The sequence below is a fragment of the Flavobacterium sp. LC2016-01 genome (genome assembly GCF_009711135.1).
Lineage (GTDB): Bacteria > Bacteroidota > Bacteroidia > Flavobacteriales > Flavobacteriaceae > Flavobacterium.
In genome coordinates this window covers 54,396-70,217 of the sequence record NZ_WMIC01000006.1, presented here as the reverse complement: position 1 = coordinate 70,217, position 15,822 = coordinate 54,396, and the positions used below count along the sequence as shown (strand labels likewise).

10 protein-coding genes are annotated in these 15,822 nt (G+C 34.5%); all 10 read right to left on the bottom strand.

Annotated elements, in window-relative coordinates; all coding sequences use genetic code 11:
• Positions 1-7: 7 nt before the first annotated feature.
• Positions 8-829, bottom strand: coding sequence for an AraC family transcriptional regulator (locus GKZ88_RS13365; protein ID WP_155102868.1), 822 nt, complete (start codon positions 827-829; stop codon positions 8-10).
• A 96-nt stretch (positions 830-925) separates the two neighbouring features.
• Complete coding sequence (locus tag GKZ88_RS13360) at positions 926-1,918, bottom strand: SDR family NAD(P)-dependent oxidoreductase (RefSeq protein ID WP_155102867.1); 993 nt, start codon at positions 1,916-1,918, stop codon at positions 926-928.
• Between the two features lie 128 nt (positions 1,919-2,046).
• The gene (locus tag GKZ88_RS13355) at positions 2,047-3,237 is read right to left on the bottom strand and encodes a serine hydrolase domain-containing protein (RefSeq protein ID WP_155102866.1); all 1,191 of its coding nucleotides are present in this window, start codon (positions 3,235-3,237) and stop codon (positions 2,047-2,049) included.
• 140 nt (positions 3,238-3,377) lie between these two features.
• A complete protein-coding gene (locus GKZ88_RS13350) occupies positions 3,378-5,366 on the bottom strand; it encodes an alpha-L-arabinofuranosidase C-terminal domain-containing protein (RefSeq protein ID WP_155102865.1) in 1,989 nt (662 codons plus the stop codon).
• 51 nt (positions 5,367-5,417) lie between these two features.
• Entirely contained in the window at positions 5,418-6,860 is a 1,443-nt protein-coding gene (locus GKZ88_RS13345; RefSeq protein ID WP_155102864.1) for a glycosyl hydrolase family 28 protein, read from the bottom strand.
• Between the two features lie 34 nt (positions 6,861-6,894).
• Positions 6,895-8,445, bottom strand: a complete 1,551-nt coding sequence (locus tag GKZ88_RS13340; RefSeq protein ID WP_155102863.1) for a glycosyl hydrolase family 28 protein — start codon at positions 8,443-8,445, stop codon at positions 6,895-6,897.
• A gap of 46 nt (positions 8,446-8,491) precedes the next feature.
• On the bottom strand, positions 8,492-10,129 hold the full coding sequence (locus tag GKZ88_RS13335) for a sodium/sugar symporter (protein WP_155102862.1): 1,638 nt from the start codon (positions 10,127-10,129) through the stop codon (positions 8,492-8,494).
• Positions 10,130-10,286: 157 nt separating this feature from the next.
• Positions 10,287-11,432: a DUF5009 domain-containing protein gene (locus GKZ88_RS13330; RefSeq protein WP_155102861.1), complete on the bottom strand. Its 1,146-nt coding sequence runs from the start codon at positions 11,430-11,432 to the stop codon at positions 10,287-10,289.
• Between the two features lie 110 nt (positions 11,433-11,542).
• Positions 11,543-14,689, bottom strand: coding sequence for a glycoside hydrolase family 2 TIM barrel-domain containing protein (locus GKZ88_RS13325; protein WP_155102860.1), 3,147 nt, complete (start codon positions 14,687-14,689; stop codon positions 11,543-11,545).
• Positions 14,690-14,789: 100 nt separating this feature from the next.
• On the bottom strand, positions 14,790-15,662 hold the full coding sequence (locus tag GKZ88_RS13320) for an inositol oxygenase family protein (protein ID WP_155102859.1): 873 nt from the start codon (positions 15,660-15,662) through the stop codon (positions 14,790-14,792).
• Positions 15,663-15,822: the final 160 nt, after the last annotated feature.

The following is a 15,822-nucleotide window of genomic DNA, read 5'->3' as shown; positions in this document are numbered from 1 at the left end:
TAATTTACTAACTGTTAGTATTTAATTTATTCAATAAATCTGTTGGTGCATAGCCAAATCTCTTTTTAAATGCTGCCGAAAAATGCGAAAGATTTTCAAAACCAGTTTCATAACAAACATCAATTGGTTTCTTCCTTTTTTCAGCAAATTGATAATGTGCCAATTCCAATCTTTTCTTAGTGAGCCATCGCTGTGGTGTACTGTCAAACGTTTTGCTGAAATCTCTTTTAAAGGTCGTCAAACTTCTCCCTGTCAAATAACTGAATTTTTCTAAAGACAGATTGAACATAAAATTCTTCTCCATATATCCAGCTAAATCAATTTTGCCCGGCTCTTCAAAATTAGCCAGTACATTGTCAATGTCTTTGTCAATTGTCCTTAGAATCGTAATTGCTTCTGTAATTTTTAGAGAAGCAATATCTTCCGGAAGTTCTTCCATATCAAAATACGGAATCAATGATGCCAGACAGCTTTCCAGCAAAGGATGATTATTGAAACTGTATATTTTCTGCGATTGCAATGCTTTTGTTTTTAGATCCAATTTTGCATAAAAATCACGCAGTTTTTGTATTGATAAATGCATTACAACTGTTTTATGCGGCTGTCCGTCTTTTGGATAATTGATAATAGTTGCCAATTGATTTCTGGGTATTAAAAAAATATCCCCTTTTTTAAAAATATAAGTCGCATCAGCCTGCACAATTTTTGTTTCTCCGGAAATAAACCATATCAGCATATGATGCTCAAACATAATATCTGATTTGAAGAATGTATCTTCATATCTAGAAAGCTTAATATCTTCGGTAATGTATTTTGCTTCGTAATTCATCGTATTTCTTTCTAATAAAAAACACTGCTCTTTATTATTTAATCTTTATTCTTCTAAAGATATTAAAAAATAAAAAAGCAGTGTTGATTTTATTTATTATATGTCGAATTTAATGCCCGTCATTTCTTCACTTAAAGTCCACAAACGTTCAGCATTGGCTTGATCTAATGAATGAATTTTAACGCCCGGAGCTATCGAATCACCAATAGCAATTGATGCAATTTCTGAATCTTCGCAATAGACGCCACCAATATCATTCAGTTTTGGACTCACAGCGCACCAAACTGTAGTTGCAGCACCTTGAGGTATTGTTTTAAGAGAAGCTGCAACTTCTGGTTTTATATTGCCTTCAGCATCGCAAAAGCCCATTTTAATAAACAAATCTAATGGTGCTTCTCTGGCCAATTCAGTGCCTCCAATCGAACCTGGATGAAGTGAATAAGCTCTCACTTTATGTTCTTTAGCTCTTTCATCTAATTCTAATGCAAATAAATTGCTCGCAGTTTTTGACTGACCGTAAGCCTGCAATGTTTCATATTCGCGATTAAAAAAATTAGGATCATCAAAATTAAAATCGCCAAACTGATGTCCTTGAGAAGAAACATTAATCACTCTTGCTCCATTAGCCTTTTTTAAAGCCGGCCATAATCTGGCAGTAAGCTGAAATTGAGCCAAATAATTTGTAGCCAATTGTGATTCAATACCATTGCTGTTTCTGCGGAGCGGAACCCACATTATACCTGCATTGTTAATCAGTAAATGAAGAGGTCGATTCGAATCTAAAAATTTCTCAGCAAATGCGTCAATCGATTTTGGATCTGTTAAATCCATTGCTTCGACTTCAACATTTTCAATCGCTGCCAGATTTTTATTTGCTTTTTCAATATCTCTTGCTGCAACTATAACGGTTGCTCCTGCACTTGCCAGTACTTTTACTGTTTCTAGACCAATTCCAGTGTTTCCACCTGTTACGATTGCAATTTTACCTGCAAGGTCAATGCCTTTTATTACATCACTTGCTGTTGATGATGAATTAAATCCTGAATTAATCGGTTTTTGCTGTGCTCCTTGATAATTATTCTGTTCCATTGTTAGAAAATTTTTAATTGTTTCTTGATGGAACAAAGGTATAGGCGATACATTGCATCAATTTTGTTTAAACGTCCGAATGTACTTTGTTTAAACGTCCACAATATTTATACAGCAAAAACGGTAAATTACAATCCTTTTTTAGCATCATAAGGAATATATTGATCCCATTCCCATGGCGTATAGGTATCTGCAATTCCTGTTTCCAACAAATATTTTATTATCCCGCTTGTAGGATAACTGTTGGACATTATGAGCATTCCAATTCCTTTTTCAGGATACACAATACTATAATTTTGAAAACCGGAGCCCTGCCCTTCTTTAAAAGCGCCAACGCCATATGGTGATTTTAGAACTCCCCAGCCTAATCCGTAAGAAAGCTCAATTCCGTCATTCCAATTTCCATCTTCCAAGGCTCCGGGACCGAATTGATTTCTAGAATGAATACGAATCTGCGGACTGAACATTTCCTTATATGATTTTGCTTTCAGAATCTTTTTATTCAAAACTGCAGTAATAAATTTGCTGTAATCTTCAAAAGTAGTTTCAAGTGTTCCTGCTCCTCGTGGTGCATTGTCTTTATCTTTTTCTTGTTTTTTACCTTCTGTATCGTATCCGTACGCAAAATCTTTTTCAAATTGCGATTGCCATTTATAACTGGAAGAAGTCATACCAAGCGGTTTGAATATTTTTTCCTGAGCTAATTCTTCTAAAGGTTTTCCAGTAATTTTTTCAATTACGACCTGAAGATACGTCAATCCTTCTCCTGAATAACTGTATCTTGTTCCTGGCTCAAATTTTACTCGCAGTTTTTCATCAGATTCAAACCAGCGCCAATTTGGAAATCCGGCTGTATGATCGAGACACATTCTGGCTGTTATTTTTGTATATTCAGGACTGTCTTTCAAATCTTTATAATCCTCATGCCAAACCTTGTGCTCATACTCATAAATTGGTTTTGGAAGATAACTCTGAAGAGGTTTATCCAAATCTAAAACTCCTTCTTCAACAAGTTTTAAAACCAAAACAGCAAAAACGGCTTTGCTAAGCGATGCTCCGTATAAATTGGTATTTAATTGCAATTGCTTTTTACTTTCGACATCGCTGTAACCAAAAGTTTTAATATAAACAGGTTTTTTTGAATTAAAAACGGCAACGCCCAAACCTTTGACGTCGCCGTTTTTCATTAATTGTTCAATTTTTTTTGTCAGACTATCCGAAGAAATTGTGCTTCCGTCAAGCTTCTTTATTAAAACAGAATTTTGTGCCGTACTTCCAAAAATACCGGCAAAAAAAATAATCAATAACAGTTTTCTCATTTTCAAGTTTATTAAATTATTTATAGTTTTTTGAATTTATTTACTTTTAAACCTTCATTTTTAAAGCGTTTACTTAGCAAATAAACATATAACAATCTAATTATAAACTTAATAGAAAAACTAATACAATCAAAATTACTTTAATTAATCGATTTTAATTTCAAAACTGTTACCGAAAAAGGCTGTAGATTTACTACTGTTTTCTCACCTTTCAATTTATATTCTGTTTCTTTTGGACTTATTTTTTTAGGCTCATTAAATGTATTTTCATCCTGCAAATTCGGGCTTGTCAGTGTAATTACTGCACCTTTTGAAGCTAATTTTGCACCTTTCAAATCAACGGCAACTTCTCGCATCTCAGCTCCTGTATTTACCAGTTTTATAATTACTTCTTTTGTGTTGACATCTTTTACCGCAGATGCATATAAATTGTTTTCACCTATTACTGCTTTTCCGTCTTTCGTAATAGCCAATAAATCAGTTCCTTTATTGGTTGAAAATAATTGCTGTACATAATAATTGGCAGAGCCGAATGCTGTTAAGTTATTGAACCAAATCATATCTGGCGTCCATTGCCATGCTTCTTCATGCGCCATTAATGGAGCGTACGAAGTCATGTTTACCACTTCGGCATTTCTTTCCAATCCAGTCATAAAAGCAGCTTCAGAAAACGCACATTCCCAATTGTTTCTATTATTTGGATTAGCACCCGAAACACTTTGCGCTGCATATTCCCCGGCAAATATTTTTGGTCCTTTTCGGTCGTATTTATCGTAACGCGCTGCATTTTCTCTAAACCATTTCGGACTTTCATAATAATGTTCATCTATGAGTTCTGCATTTAACTTTTTAAGTTCCTGCATTCCAAAATCAAAAAACTCTCCATTTGGCGATGGTCCGCTGCCCGAAACAATTGTAATATTTGGATATTTTGCTTTAATCGCTTTTTCAAAAACTACAAATCTTTCAATATAAGCTGGTCCCCATTGTTCATTACCTACGCCAATAAACTTTAAGTTAAATGGCTGTGGGTGTCCCATATCCGAACGTAATTTACCCCAAACCGTATTCACTGAGCCATTTGCAAATTCAATTAAATCTAAAGCATCTTGCACGTACGGATCAAGTTCTTCCATTGGAGCTAATTCTCCTGTATTGTATTGACAAGCCATTCCACAGCTTAAAATAGGCAAAGGCGTTGCACCAATGTCTTCTGAAAGCTGAAAATATTCAAAGAAACCAAGTCCGAAACTTTGAAAATAATCTGGTGTTTGCTTGTGGCTGAATTCCATATTCCAACGATTGATCATGGTTCTTCTGTTCTCCACTTCTCCCACCGATTTTTTCCATTGATAACGATCTGCCAAAGTTCTTCCTTCCACAATACATCCGCCCGGGAAGCGTAAAAATCCAGGTTTCATATCATATAAAAGTTGTACAATATCTTTGCGAAGTCCATTTTTTCTATTTTTCCAAGTATCTTCCGGAAATACTGAAATCATGTCTAAATCTATCGTTCCTTTGCCTTCAAAAGTTATTCTGAGTTTGGCTTTTGCTTCCGTTTGAGTTGCTGTAAATTGTGCCGAATAATTTTTCCATTCATCAGATGTTGGTACAATACTCGTTTCACCAATAACCTTTTTATCTTTATCAATAAACTGAATAATTATTTTTTTGATGGCGCCTTCATGATTGGCCGCTTTTAATGAAAGATTATATTTTGCATCTTTTTTGACGCCCATTCCTCGAAAACCTTCATTAATGATTTCATATCCTTTTGGATCATTTACAAGAATTCTGCAAAAATTAGTATTGCTTTTATTTTCCGATACGTTAATAGGTGTTGCAACACCAGAATTCATATTCAAAGAAGATCTTTTGGTATTGGGCTGTTCCCATCCCATCAAAGGTTTGTCAAACTCAAAAGACCTGTTTTTAATCATTTCAGCATACAAACCTCCATCTGCAGCAAAATTGATATCTTCAAAAAACAAACCGAACATCGTAGGCTTAATTTTAGTGATGGTTTTACTAACATCAACTTCTAAAGTTGTCTTTTGGGCATGCCCAGAAATACCGCTAAATAATAAACTTCCTAAAATGATTTTTGTAATTATGTTTGTTTTCATTGCTTAGATTTTATGTTGAAATGTACTGCTTTTTAATTTCTTTAAAAAAACTTATTGTTTTTTCACCGCTTCATATTTCTCAAGAAAAGCCGATTCTCCGTCTAAATTATTCACTTTTAAAACATCTACATTTTTACTTTCAACAGCATATTTAAAATAATCCTGCTTATTGTTTCCCCAAGTCACAGCGCAATTTTGCACTTTTATATTTTCTGCAGTATCAAAATAAAATCCTGAAGTGCTTCCTTTTACAAAACCATCCACTTTTGACGGACGACGATCATACACTCCACCCGGGAAATTAGAAATTTTATTGATCGAAACATTGACGCCTTCAAAAACTATATTTTTAATTTTATCTTTAGTTTCTCCGCTCACAAAAACTCCATTCTCGCCTGTGCATTGAATATTGATAAAATAGATATTACTTATTGTCCCAACTTTTCCTTCCGTTGCTCCTTTCGGGAATCGCCAGTTTGCATCTTTATGATTGCCGCTGGCACGACTGAATGCTGTTACATAAATTGGTTCTGCCTTTCCCCACCAGGTATCTGTAGTCAAACGCCCTTCAATAATTATGTTGGAGAAAATGACATCGCTTACTGTTCCTTCGTCTCGATTTTGAATTCCAACTCCGCGGTTACTGTTTTTAATAATACAATTATTGAAGACTACCTGTCTGATTGCATCCATATTTTCTGAACCAATTTTGATGGCACAGCTGCTGCTGGTCATTGTGCAATTCGTTACCGTTATGTTTTCACAAGAGCCAAATTCTTCAAATTCTCTTCTGTTTTTAAGACAGATACAGTCATCACCGCTTTCAATATAACAATCGCTGATGCGAACATTTTTTGAATGGTCAATATCAATACCGTCACTGTTGCGGACTTTTAAACTGTTCAGTAAAGTAATCCCGCTAATTACAACATCATTACAACCAATAAGATGAACGGTCCAATACGCTGAATTTCCAATATGAACGTCTTTAATTCTGATATTTTTTCCTCCAATTAAAGTCAAAACATGTGGTCGTGGATCGAGAATATTAAACGGTTTTAAAACATAAGAATCTGCTAATTCTTCTCCCATAAAAGAAATTCCGTTTCCGTCAATTTTTCCGTTGCCACTAATAGTCAAATTCTCAACGTTTTTTCCGCCTATCCAGATTGTGCCTTCGCCTTTATTCTCTCGAAAAGCGCTTTCTGTATATAATTTTTCATCTGGGCTCGCTAAAATTTTTGCGCCTCCTTCAATATGCAAATCCACATTTGATTTTACATTAAAAGGACCTGCTAAAAATGTAAAGGGAGCAGGAATAAGTACTTGACCCCCTGTTATACTACAAGCATCTATTGCTTTTTGAATAGCAGCTGCATCATTCGTTTTCCCATCTCCTTTGGCTCCAAATTTTTTGACATCATATACTTTTTGAGCAGTCATAGTCAATGAAATACCAAAAGCAATTATGGCAATTATAGATTTTTTCATCATTTTATTTTTATTTATAAATCTAATTCTCTTGAATTTATCTCGCTGGCAAGACAAATGTATTTTGTATAGGTTCGCTTTTTCTCTTTAAGGCTTCTGCATCAAGCTTGCTCGAAGAAACATCCTTAAAAATAATTTGATTTATTTTATCCGAAGGAACATCGATCTTTTCCATTGAAAGTCCTTTTACATCATCAAAAACAAATGCTGGACGAAAATCCTCTTTTTCGTGGACTACTTTTATGTTTTTCATTTCAATTCCGTTGACATGACGAACGTAAAACCCAAACGAAGGCAATTCTCCAAACATGGTAAATTCAGGATATCCTTTCTCATTTTCAAGAACGTCTTTTAATCTGCTCAAAGGCAAATAGGCCATTCCTTTTGAAGCTCTGCCCGGATACGTAATTTCAATATTTTCTAGAACTACATTTTCAATAGAATATCCCGGAATTCCAGCAATTGAAGCCGGAAAAGGATTGTGAAAATAATCAACCTCTGGTCCGCGCATATCATAATCTATGTCTGGGCGCCCAAACGGAATTTGAGCTTTTACATTTTTAATAGATACATTCTTGATGTAACCTGGCTTTTCGCCATTTCTATGACCTAACCTAATTAAAATCGCATTTCCTGTGTTCACAGCTGTTATGTTTGATACTTTAATGTTTTCAATTTCAGCACCATCTACAGATTCAATTGCAATTGCCGATCTGAAAGTATCGTAAACCTTAATGTTTTCGATGGTAACGTTTTTGAAACTTCCGTATGAACCTGTTCCAAACTTAACGGCGCTCGCACTTGATCGTACCGTGCAATTTGCTATATAAATATTATTATTCTGCAGTCCCGGAGAATCCGATTTTAAACAAATTCCGTCATCTGCTGCGTTTACATCGCAATTGGTTACGCTTACATTTTCACAGCCGTCGATATCAATTCCATCATTATTCCAGTAAGCTCTGCTGTCAACTTTTATACGATCAACAACAATATTTTTAGATTGTTCAAAACATTGTACCCAACCTGAGCTGTTTTTCAATGTAATGTCAGTCATTTTTATTGAATCACATTTTACGAAAGAAACTAATTTTCCTCTTCCATCTGATGGACGCATTCTTCTGTAATTATAATTGGGATCGATTTTTATTCCAAAATGATGCAGACTATCAACCGCCAATGCCAATTCTCTTCCCTGACCGTCAATAATTCCCTTTCCTGTTATCGCTATGTTTTTTGAATTATAAGCCAAAACCAATGCTCTTATTCCTTCATATTTAGGATAATCATTAGGATTTGCACTTCCTAAAAGTATTGCTCCATCTTCAAAAAATAATTCAACATTATCTTTCAATACAATGCTGCCTGACAGGAATTTTCCTTTTGAAACAATTACTCTTCCTCCCTTATTTTTATATGCAGCATCAATCGCTTTTTGAATTGCTGTTGTATTTAATGTTTTGCCATCGGCTACAGCGCCAAAAGACGTCACTAAATAGTCTTTTCCTTTTGCGTAAATCCCAATATTACAACACAATAGGAAAAGCAAGATGATTGAACTTTTCTTTAAAAATCTTTTTTTAGTCATTTTTATATTTTTTAACTTTCATAGAACCTAAATCTTGCAAAACGGTTTACCAAAAAATGGTGTACAACGCGATTAAGATTCCACAAATAATAAATGATCCAACAACAAACTCTGATGATACTCCGAACATCGATTTATCGACTTCAATTTTATGCGCTTCGTTTTCCACTACTGGCTCCGGTTTTAAAATACTTAAAGCTCCCATAATTACTACAATTGCAACAAAGGTTATGCTCATTCGGTCTAAAAAAGGATAATCTGGAAAAGAGCCATTTGTCCATACTGGCAAAAATTTCAAAACTGCCGCAATTGGCACTGTCAGCAATGCGCCGGCAAGTCCTGCGGTCGCTGTCGTTCTTTTCCAAAACATCCCCAATAAAAACACAGCAAGAACGCCTGGTGAAAAGAAACCTACATATTCCTGAATAAACTGATAGGCTTGATCTAATGTTTTTAATGCTGGCGCTACAATAGCTGCAATGAACATGCAGACTACAACACAGATTCTCCCAATTCGTACCAATTTTTTTTCAGAAGCATTTTTATTGAAATATTTCCTGTAAATATCTAATGAAAAAATAGTCGAAATACTGTTTGCTTTTCCTGCCAAAGAAGCGACAATTGCTGCGGTTAGAGCAGCTAAAGCAATTCCTTTTAATCCAGAAGGCAATAAATTCATCAAGGTTGGGTATGCACGATCTGGCTTTAAAACTCCCGCTGCATCAAGCATTTCATGCTGAAACATTCCGTTCTGATGCATTACATACATTGCGATGCCTGGTAAAACAGCAATAACTGGAACTAATAGCTTTAAAAAAGCCGCAAATAAAATTCCTTTACGGGCCGTTTTTAAGTCGGCTCCCAATGCTCTTTGTACAATATATTGATTACATCCCCAATAAGCTAAATTATTGATCAGCATGCCTCCAATAATGACTGAAGTTCCAGGCAATTCAGCATAATGCGGATTCGATTTGTCAAATATCATTTGTAAGTGGCCCGGCGCTTCATCTTTTATAATAGCCAATCCTTTTAGAATGTCTTTGCCAAATCCAAATTGCTCTGAAAGCAAGGTTAATGCCAAATAAGTTGTAACCAAACCGCCCAATATCAAAACGATAACCTGAAACATATCGGTATATCCAATAACTTTCATTCCTCCTAAAGTAACTATAACAGAGAACAAACTCAATGCGATAATACAAAATTCAAAGCTCAGCGGCGCAATTGATGAAATTGCCAAGGCTCCCAAATAAATAATTGATGTAAGATTTACGAATACATAGATCAATAACCAAATTACGGCCATAATGGTACTTACAGTATCATTGTACCTTTTTGCCAAAAATTGCGGCATCGTAAATATTTTATTTTTAAGATATACCGGAAGGATAAAAACGGCAACGATAATTAATGTAGCAGCCGACATCCATTCATAAGAAGAAATCGCTAATCCAAGTGCAAAGCCTGAACCGCTCATGCCGATAAAATGTTCTGCCGAAATATTAGAAGCAATTAAAGATGCCCCAATTGCCCACCATGTAAGTGATCCTTCGGCTAAAAAATAATCATTAGAGCTTGTCGCTGCATTTTTTTTGCTCCTGTAGATATATATGCCGTATGACGTAACGATCACAAAGTAAATAAGAAAAACGATGTAATCTGCGGTGGTTAATGTATTCATAATTTGGTGGTTGACGGTGGTTAGTATAGTAAAGTTTTGCCTTTTAATTAAAGGACGGTATTCATCATAATCTTTTTATATTGAGTTCATTTAGTGCACATAATTACACTCTTAAAACATAATTTTTTTAATCTTAAAAAAGCCTTTCTGTTTGTTTTCAGACTTTTAAGAACCACTTTCGTTTGTACAGAAAATAAAGTAAAGCCAGCTGTACAATTGTGACAGACATGGTTGTAAAAACAGGCTGCCAATCTATTGACGAAAATTTAATAAGTCCTCCAAATACATAATCTGCGGTATGTTTAAAGTTTACTAATCCTTCGGAGGCCATATAAATCAAAATCGAATTTGAACCAATCAATATTAAAGGGAATGCCCATTTATTAAAGTGCAAGACATCAATTATCAAGTAAAAAAAGGTAAAAAACAAAATACTGAAGCCGCCAACAAAACAGACAAATGAACTTGACCACAGATGCTTATTAATAGGAAAACTATAATCCCACAAAAGTCCTATAACGATCAAAATAATTGCTGAAACTAGCATCATCAATACTTTTTGAGTTATCGAAAAATCATTTTTTGTTTTCAAAAATGTCCCGAGAAATATTCCAAGCAAAGCTGTTGCAATGGCTGGTATAGTGGAGAATAATCCTTCAGGGTCGTATACTTGACTGTGCAATCTTCCCGGCAAAAACATTCGGTCGATGTATCCTTCTAAAGAACCTTCTTTGGTTAAGATACCAGCTCCAAAACCAGGAACTGGTATCAGCTTCATTGCTAAAAAATAACCAATCAATATACCTATTAACCAATATATTTGCTTTTTTAAATCAAAATTCAGAAAAATCAAACCTGCAAAAAACCATGCTAGTCCTATGCGACCTAACACACTTGCAAAGCGGGTTTGATCAAATCCATCAAAGCGCAGCAGTCCGTTGACTACAAATCCCAAAATCAATAAAATACAAGTCCGTTTTAACATAGACACGTATATTTTTCTTTTTTCGTTTGATGGCAATTCCATGGGAGATGCAACACCTGCATTATTCACTTTCTTTTCGAACGAAAACGGCATTGAAACTCCGGCTACGAATAGAAATACAGGGAATATCATATCATAAAATGTGATCCCATCCCACTCTGTATGATGCAATTGCGACGACATCCAAACAAAAACCGGAATTGGAGCGGCTTTTGCCAAAGCATGAATAATGTGTTCACCGCTCATGATCCAAAACATCACGAACCCTCTCAACGCATCTAAAGAAGTTAATCTTCCATTATTGGTATTGTTACTCATTTGTTATTCAGTATTCAGTTTTTTTTAGTGTTCAGTGTTCAGTTTTTAGTGTTCAGTCTTGGCTTATAATGAGAACTGAATACTAAAAACTGAACACTGAACACTATTAATTATTTAATTGGTTTTATTACAAAACCGTAGTTGTATTCATTTCCTTTCAATAAATATTGCTCGTGCGGAGGCAATCCCCAGCTGTTGTCTCCTCCTAAACCTCGCTGGGTTAAATCAGTACATACGACAATTTCTTTTCTTGGTGTGATGTCACTGATATGCTGATTCTTTTTTGTTAAACCCGGATCAAAATCACTTGGATAATTATTCAAAGTACTCATCCCCAGAGACTGCAACCCTTTTATTTCAAGTCCATTGCCGTTTTTGTCTGAAAGTTTGAACCAGCGAACATCTGTTTTGTATCCGTTTTCCTGTGGGCGTGTGTACGAAACATACTGATCAGCAACTTTGCTTTGATAAATTCCTTTTAATGCCGATTCATTTCGATCAGGGTAATTTTCCCAAGGGCCTCTTCCATAATAATCAAGATTTTCAAAGTCGCTTTTTAAAGAAAAAATCATTCCGAAACGAGGCATTTCAGGCAATGGATTATTTCCTCTTTTGAAAGATGGAAGTATTTCTAATGAACCATCATTGTTCAAACAATATTTGATTATATAATCTGAAGAAACGTCATTAAGTTTCAGCTTTGCAACAATATAATTTTTTCCATTTTCCTCAGTTTGCTGAATTGATTCCAAAGTGTAATTATTGCCTGCAGTTCGCCAAACATTTGATTTTATTGGCATTTTATTTCCAAAATCATTATCTGTCGGCGCTCTCCAAAAATTAGGTTCTGGATATTGTTTAAAATATTGTTCTCCTTTTGAACTATAAAATGTTATTAATCCTGTTGATTTGCTAATCTTAACTGTAACATCTGAAGCAGTTAAAACATATTCGTTTTTATCCTCTTTTATATTTGATGAAGCATTCTTTTGAACTGCTTTTGCAAAATAATCGCCGCCTTCGATAACAAATTGTTCTCTTGCTATTTCAAAATTTTGAGGCATTAATTCAGAACCTATTTTCGTATTTGCAAAAACATTCAGTAAATATTCAAAACCTGGTTTAGCTGTTATTTTTGGTAAATCAATTTTAAACTCTTTTTCAGATTTTGGATTTAAATCAACATCGATTTGGCCTTCTTTTATAACTTTTCCATTTTCTAAAACTTGGTAGTTAAAGTTGTAACTCTTCAAATTTGTAAACCCAAAATCGTTTGTTATTTTAATCAATCCGTTTTTAATGTCAACAGCATGAAATAAAATATCCTGATATACTTTTTTAACTTCATATGCTGCAGGATTTGGTGTTCTGTCTGGCAAAAGCAATCCGTTGTTACAGTCGTTTTCATCATTAGTATAATTTTGGCTTCCCAAGTCACCTCCATAAGCCCAATACTTACGGCCTATTTCGTCTTTCGCTTCAAATCCTTGATCCACCCAATCCCAAATAAATCCGCCTTGCATGTTGTTGCTTCCGCGAATAATATCCCAGTATTCCTGAAAATTTCCGTTGCTGTTTCCCATTGCATGTGAATACTCACACATGATAAACGGACGACTAACTTCCTTTCGAGAAGCATATTCTTTCATGTAAGCAATTGTTGGATACATTGGGCAAACAACATCTGTGTTTTCGTTTTCTTTTGCTTGCTCAAACTGAACTAATCGGGTATTATCTCTTTTTTTTATCCATTTGTAAGCTTCTTTAAAAACAGGCCCGTTTGCAGATTCGTTCCCCATTGACCAAAGTATTACTGATGGCTGATTTTTATCCCTTTCGACCAAACTGTAAATTCGGTCCAAATGAGCCTCACGCCATTCCGGAAGATAACCTGGATTCGTTTTTGGATTCATCCAAATAAGAGGTTGTCCCTCGACTCCCATTCCGTGGCTTTCAATATTGGCTTCATCGATTAAATACAATCCATATTTGTTGCAAAGTTTCATCCATAAAACATTGTTCGGATAATGACTAAGGCGAACTGCATTGATATTAAATTGTTTCATCAATTTAATATCTTTCATCATCGTGGCTTCATCCTGATAATGTCCGGTAATAGGATTTGTTTCGTGAATATTTACCCCGTGAAACATGATTCTCACTCCATTTACCAGCAATTGCCCGTTTTTGAGTTCTATTTTTCTGAAACCAATTTCAGTAGAAACAGATTCTACGATATTCCCTTTTTCATTTTTTAGCGTAAGTACCAAATTGTATAAATTAGGAGCTTCAGAACTCCATAATTTTGGACTTGATACCTCTTGGGAGAAATTGATGGTCTGAATTTTATTTCCTTCGAAATTGATTTTTAGTTCTTTAGTAAAAACAGCTGCTCCTGAAGCATCAATCAATTTAGTTTCTAATTTTTGATTGTTTATAGCCGTTGAAGTCAAGTTTTTCAAATTGACATCAACACTTAAACTTCCGTTTTTATAATGGGAATCTAAATCAGGTTTTGCAAAAAAATCGGAAATGCGAATATGATCTGTACTATACACATAAACATTTCTATCAATTCCTGAAAGTCTCCAAAAATCCTGATCTTCAAGATAAGAACCGTCGCTCCATCTATACACTTCAACAGCCAGATTGTTTTTTCCTGGTTTTAAATATTTCGAAATATCAAATTCGGCAGGGCTTTTTGTATTTTCGGTATAGCCTACTTTTTCTCCATTAACCCAAATATACATGGCTGATGTTCCTGCTTCGAAATGAAGAAATACGTGTCTGTTTTTCCAATTTTCAGGCAGATCAAAATCTTTTTTGTATGATCCAACCGGATTATCTGAATGGTTTATAAAAGGAGGATTTCTTTCAAAAGGATAGGTAATATTAGTATAAATTGGAATGCCGTATCCTTTTAGTTCCCAATTTGAAGGCACTGAAAGCTCTTTCCAATTTATGGTATTAAAATCTGTTTTATAAAAATCTTTCGGGCGCTCATCTGGTGTTGGTGCCCAGGAAAATTTCCAATTTCCATTTAATGAAAAATACCAAGGCGAACTAATATAAATATCTTTTATTGCCGATGCTTCATCTGCATAAGACAGAAATGATGCACGCGCTGGCTCCCTATTTATCTGAAATACTTCAGGATTTTCCCAATCGTTTCTATTGTTTTTGTCTTGTCCAAAAACAATAGAAACGCAAAGGGTAAAAAGGTTCAATAAAACTATTTTAGTTCTTAAGTTCTTCATTAATTATTCTTTTATATGAAACCATAAAGAGTTACACCTGCAAGGTTTTGAAAACCCTGCAGGAAGAAGCTCTTAATTTAAAAAGGTTGTGATTTGTATTCTAAAAATTCAGTTTTTCAGGCAAATACTTAGCGACTAATTCTTTGTAATAAGGAAGCAAGGCTTTTACATCTGGTTTAACAGGTGCTTTTGTATATAAATCGTACGGATTGAATTTTTTAACCCATTCAAACATTTCTACATCTTTTTCATTCATCAAATGTGCATAGGCATTTTCTCTGTGCTGTGAGTAAAATGAATGATATCTAATCATATATAAAGCTGGATCTGGCAAATAATCTTTCATGATCTGATACAGATATTCGTCATGACCCCAGCTCATTTTTACTTTATCTAGACCACAATTTTCTGAATAAATACCCAATTTGGTATTAAACCTATTATCTGTAAAATCTGGATTATCTTTGAAAAATTCGGGATAGACTATTTTATCTGAATACGCACAGCCTACTGGAAAAGTATCCCCAACAACAGCCCATTGCGGTTCTCCAAACAAACATAAAACTTTACCAAGATCATGCAAAAAACCAGTTAAAACAAACCAGTCTTCGTGTCCATCTGCTCTGATAGCTTCTGAAGTCTGCAGAAGATGCTGTGTCTGATCTAAATCGATGTCTGGATCACTGTCATCAACAAGCGTATTTAAAAATTCAACAGCTTCCCAAATAGACAAACTCTTTTTGTTAAACTGCAAAAATTCCTCTTCTTTGCTGCAAACAAAATCATAGGTTTGATAAGTGTGATTCATTCTGTAAAACTCCTTAACGGTTTCTACTCTTTCTGAATCAATGTAATTTCTAAACTCTTCTTTTTCTTTTATATTTTCACTTGGATCAGGATAACGAATTAGCAAATCATCTTCCCATTCGTCCAAGTTCTTTAATGGCTTATCTGTGTCTATTATCTTTTTCATTTGATTTTATTTAAAGATTACTACACAAAAATATACTATCAAATAGAGAATTAAATGGACTAATTCGTCAAAAACATGGATAGTTTTCAATCACTTTAACTGATTTACAATACATTACAAAATAAATATTCGTTACTTATATTAATTATGAAAATGGTAC

Coding starts and splice junctions, on each gene's coding strand:
- GKZ88_RS13365 (WP_155102868.1), bottom strand. CDS start 829: ATGAATTACGAAGCAAAATACATTACCGAAGATATTAAGCTTTCTAGA.
- GKZ88_RS13360 (WP_155102867.1), bottom strand. CDS start 1,918: ATGGAACAGAATAATTATCAAGGAGCACAGCAAAAACCGATTAATTCA.
- GKZ88_RS13355 (WP_155102866.1), bottom strand. CDS start 3,237: ATGAGAAAACTGTTATTGATTATTTTTTTTGCCGGTATTTTTGGAAGT.
- GKZ88_RS13350 (WP_155102865.1), bottom strand. CDS start 5,366: ATGAAAACAAACATAATTACAAAAATCATTTTAGGAAGTTTATTATTT.
- GKZ88_RS13345 (WP_155102864.1), bottom strand. CDS start 6,860: ATGATGAAAAAATCTATAATTGCCATAATTGCTTTTGGTATTTCATTG.
- GKZ88_RS13340 (WP_155102863.1), bottom strand. CDS start 8,445: ATGACTAAAAAAAGATTTTTAAAGAAAAGTTCAATCATCTTGCTTTTC.
- GKZ88_RS13335 (WP_155102862.1), bottom strand. CDS start 10,129: ATGAATACATTAACCACCGCAGATTACATCGTTTTTCTTATTTACTTT.
- GKZ88_RS13330 (WP_155102861.1), bottom strand. CDS start 11,432: ATGAGTAACAATACCAATAATGGAAGATTAACTTCTTTAGATGCGTTG.
- GKZ88_RS13325 (WP_155102860.1), bottom strand. CDS start 14,689: ATGAAGAACTTAAGAACTAAAATAGTTTTATTGAACCTTTTTACCCTT.
- GKZ88_RS13320 (WP_155102859.1), bottom strand. CDS start 15,662: ATGAAAAAGATAATAGACACAGATAAGCCATTAAAGAACTTGGACGAA.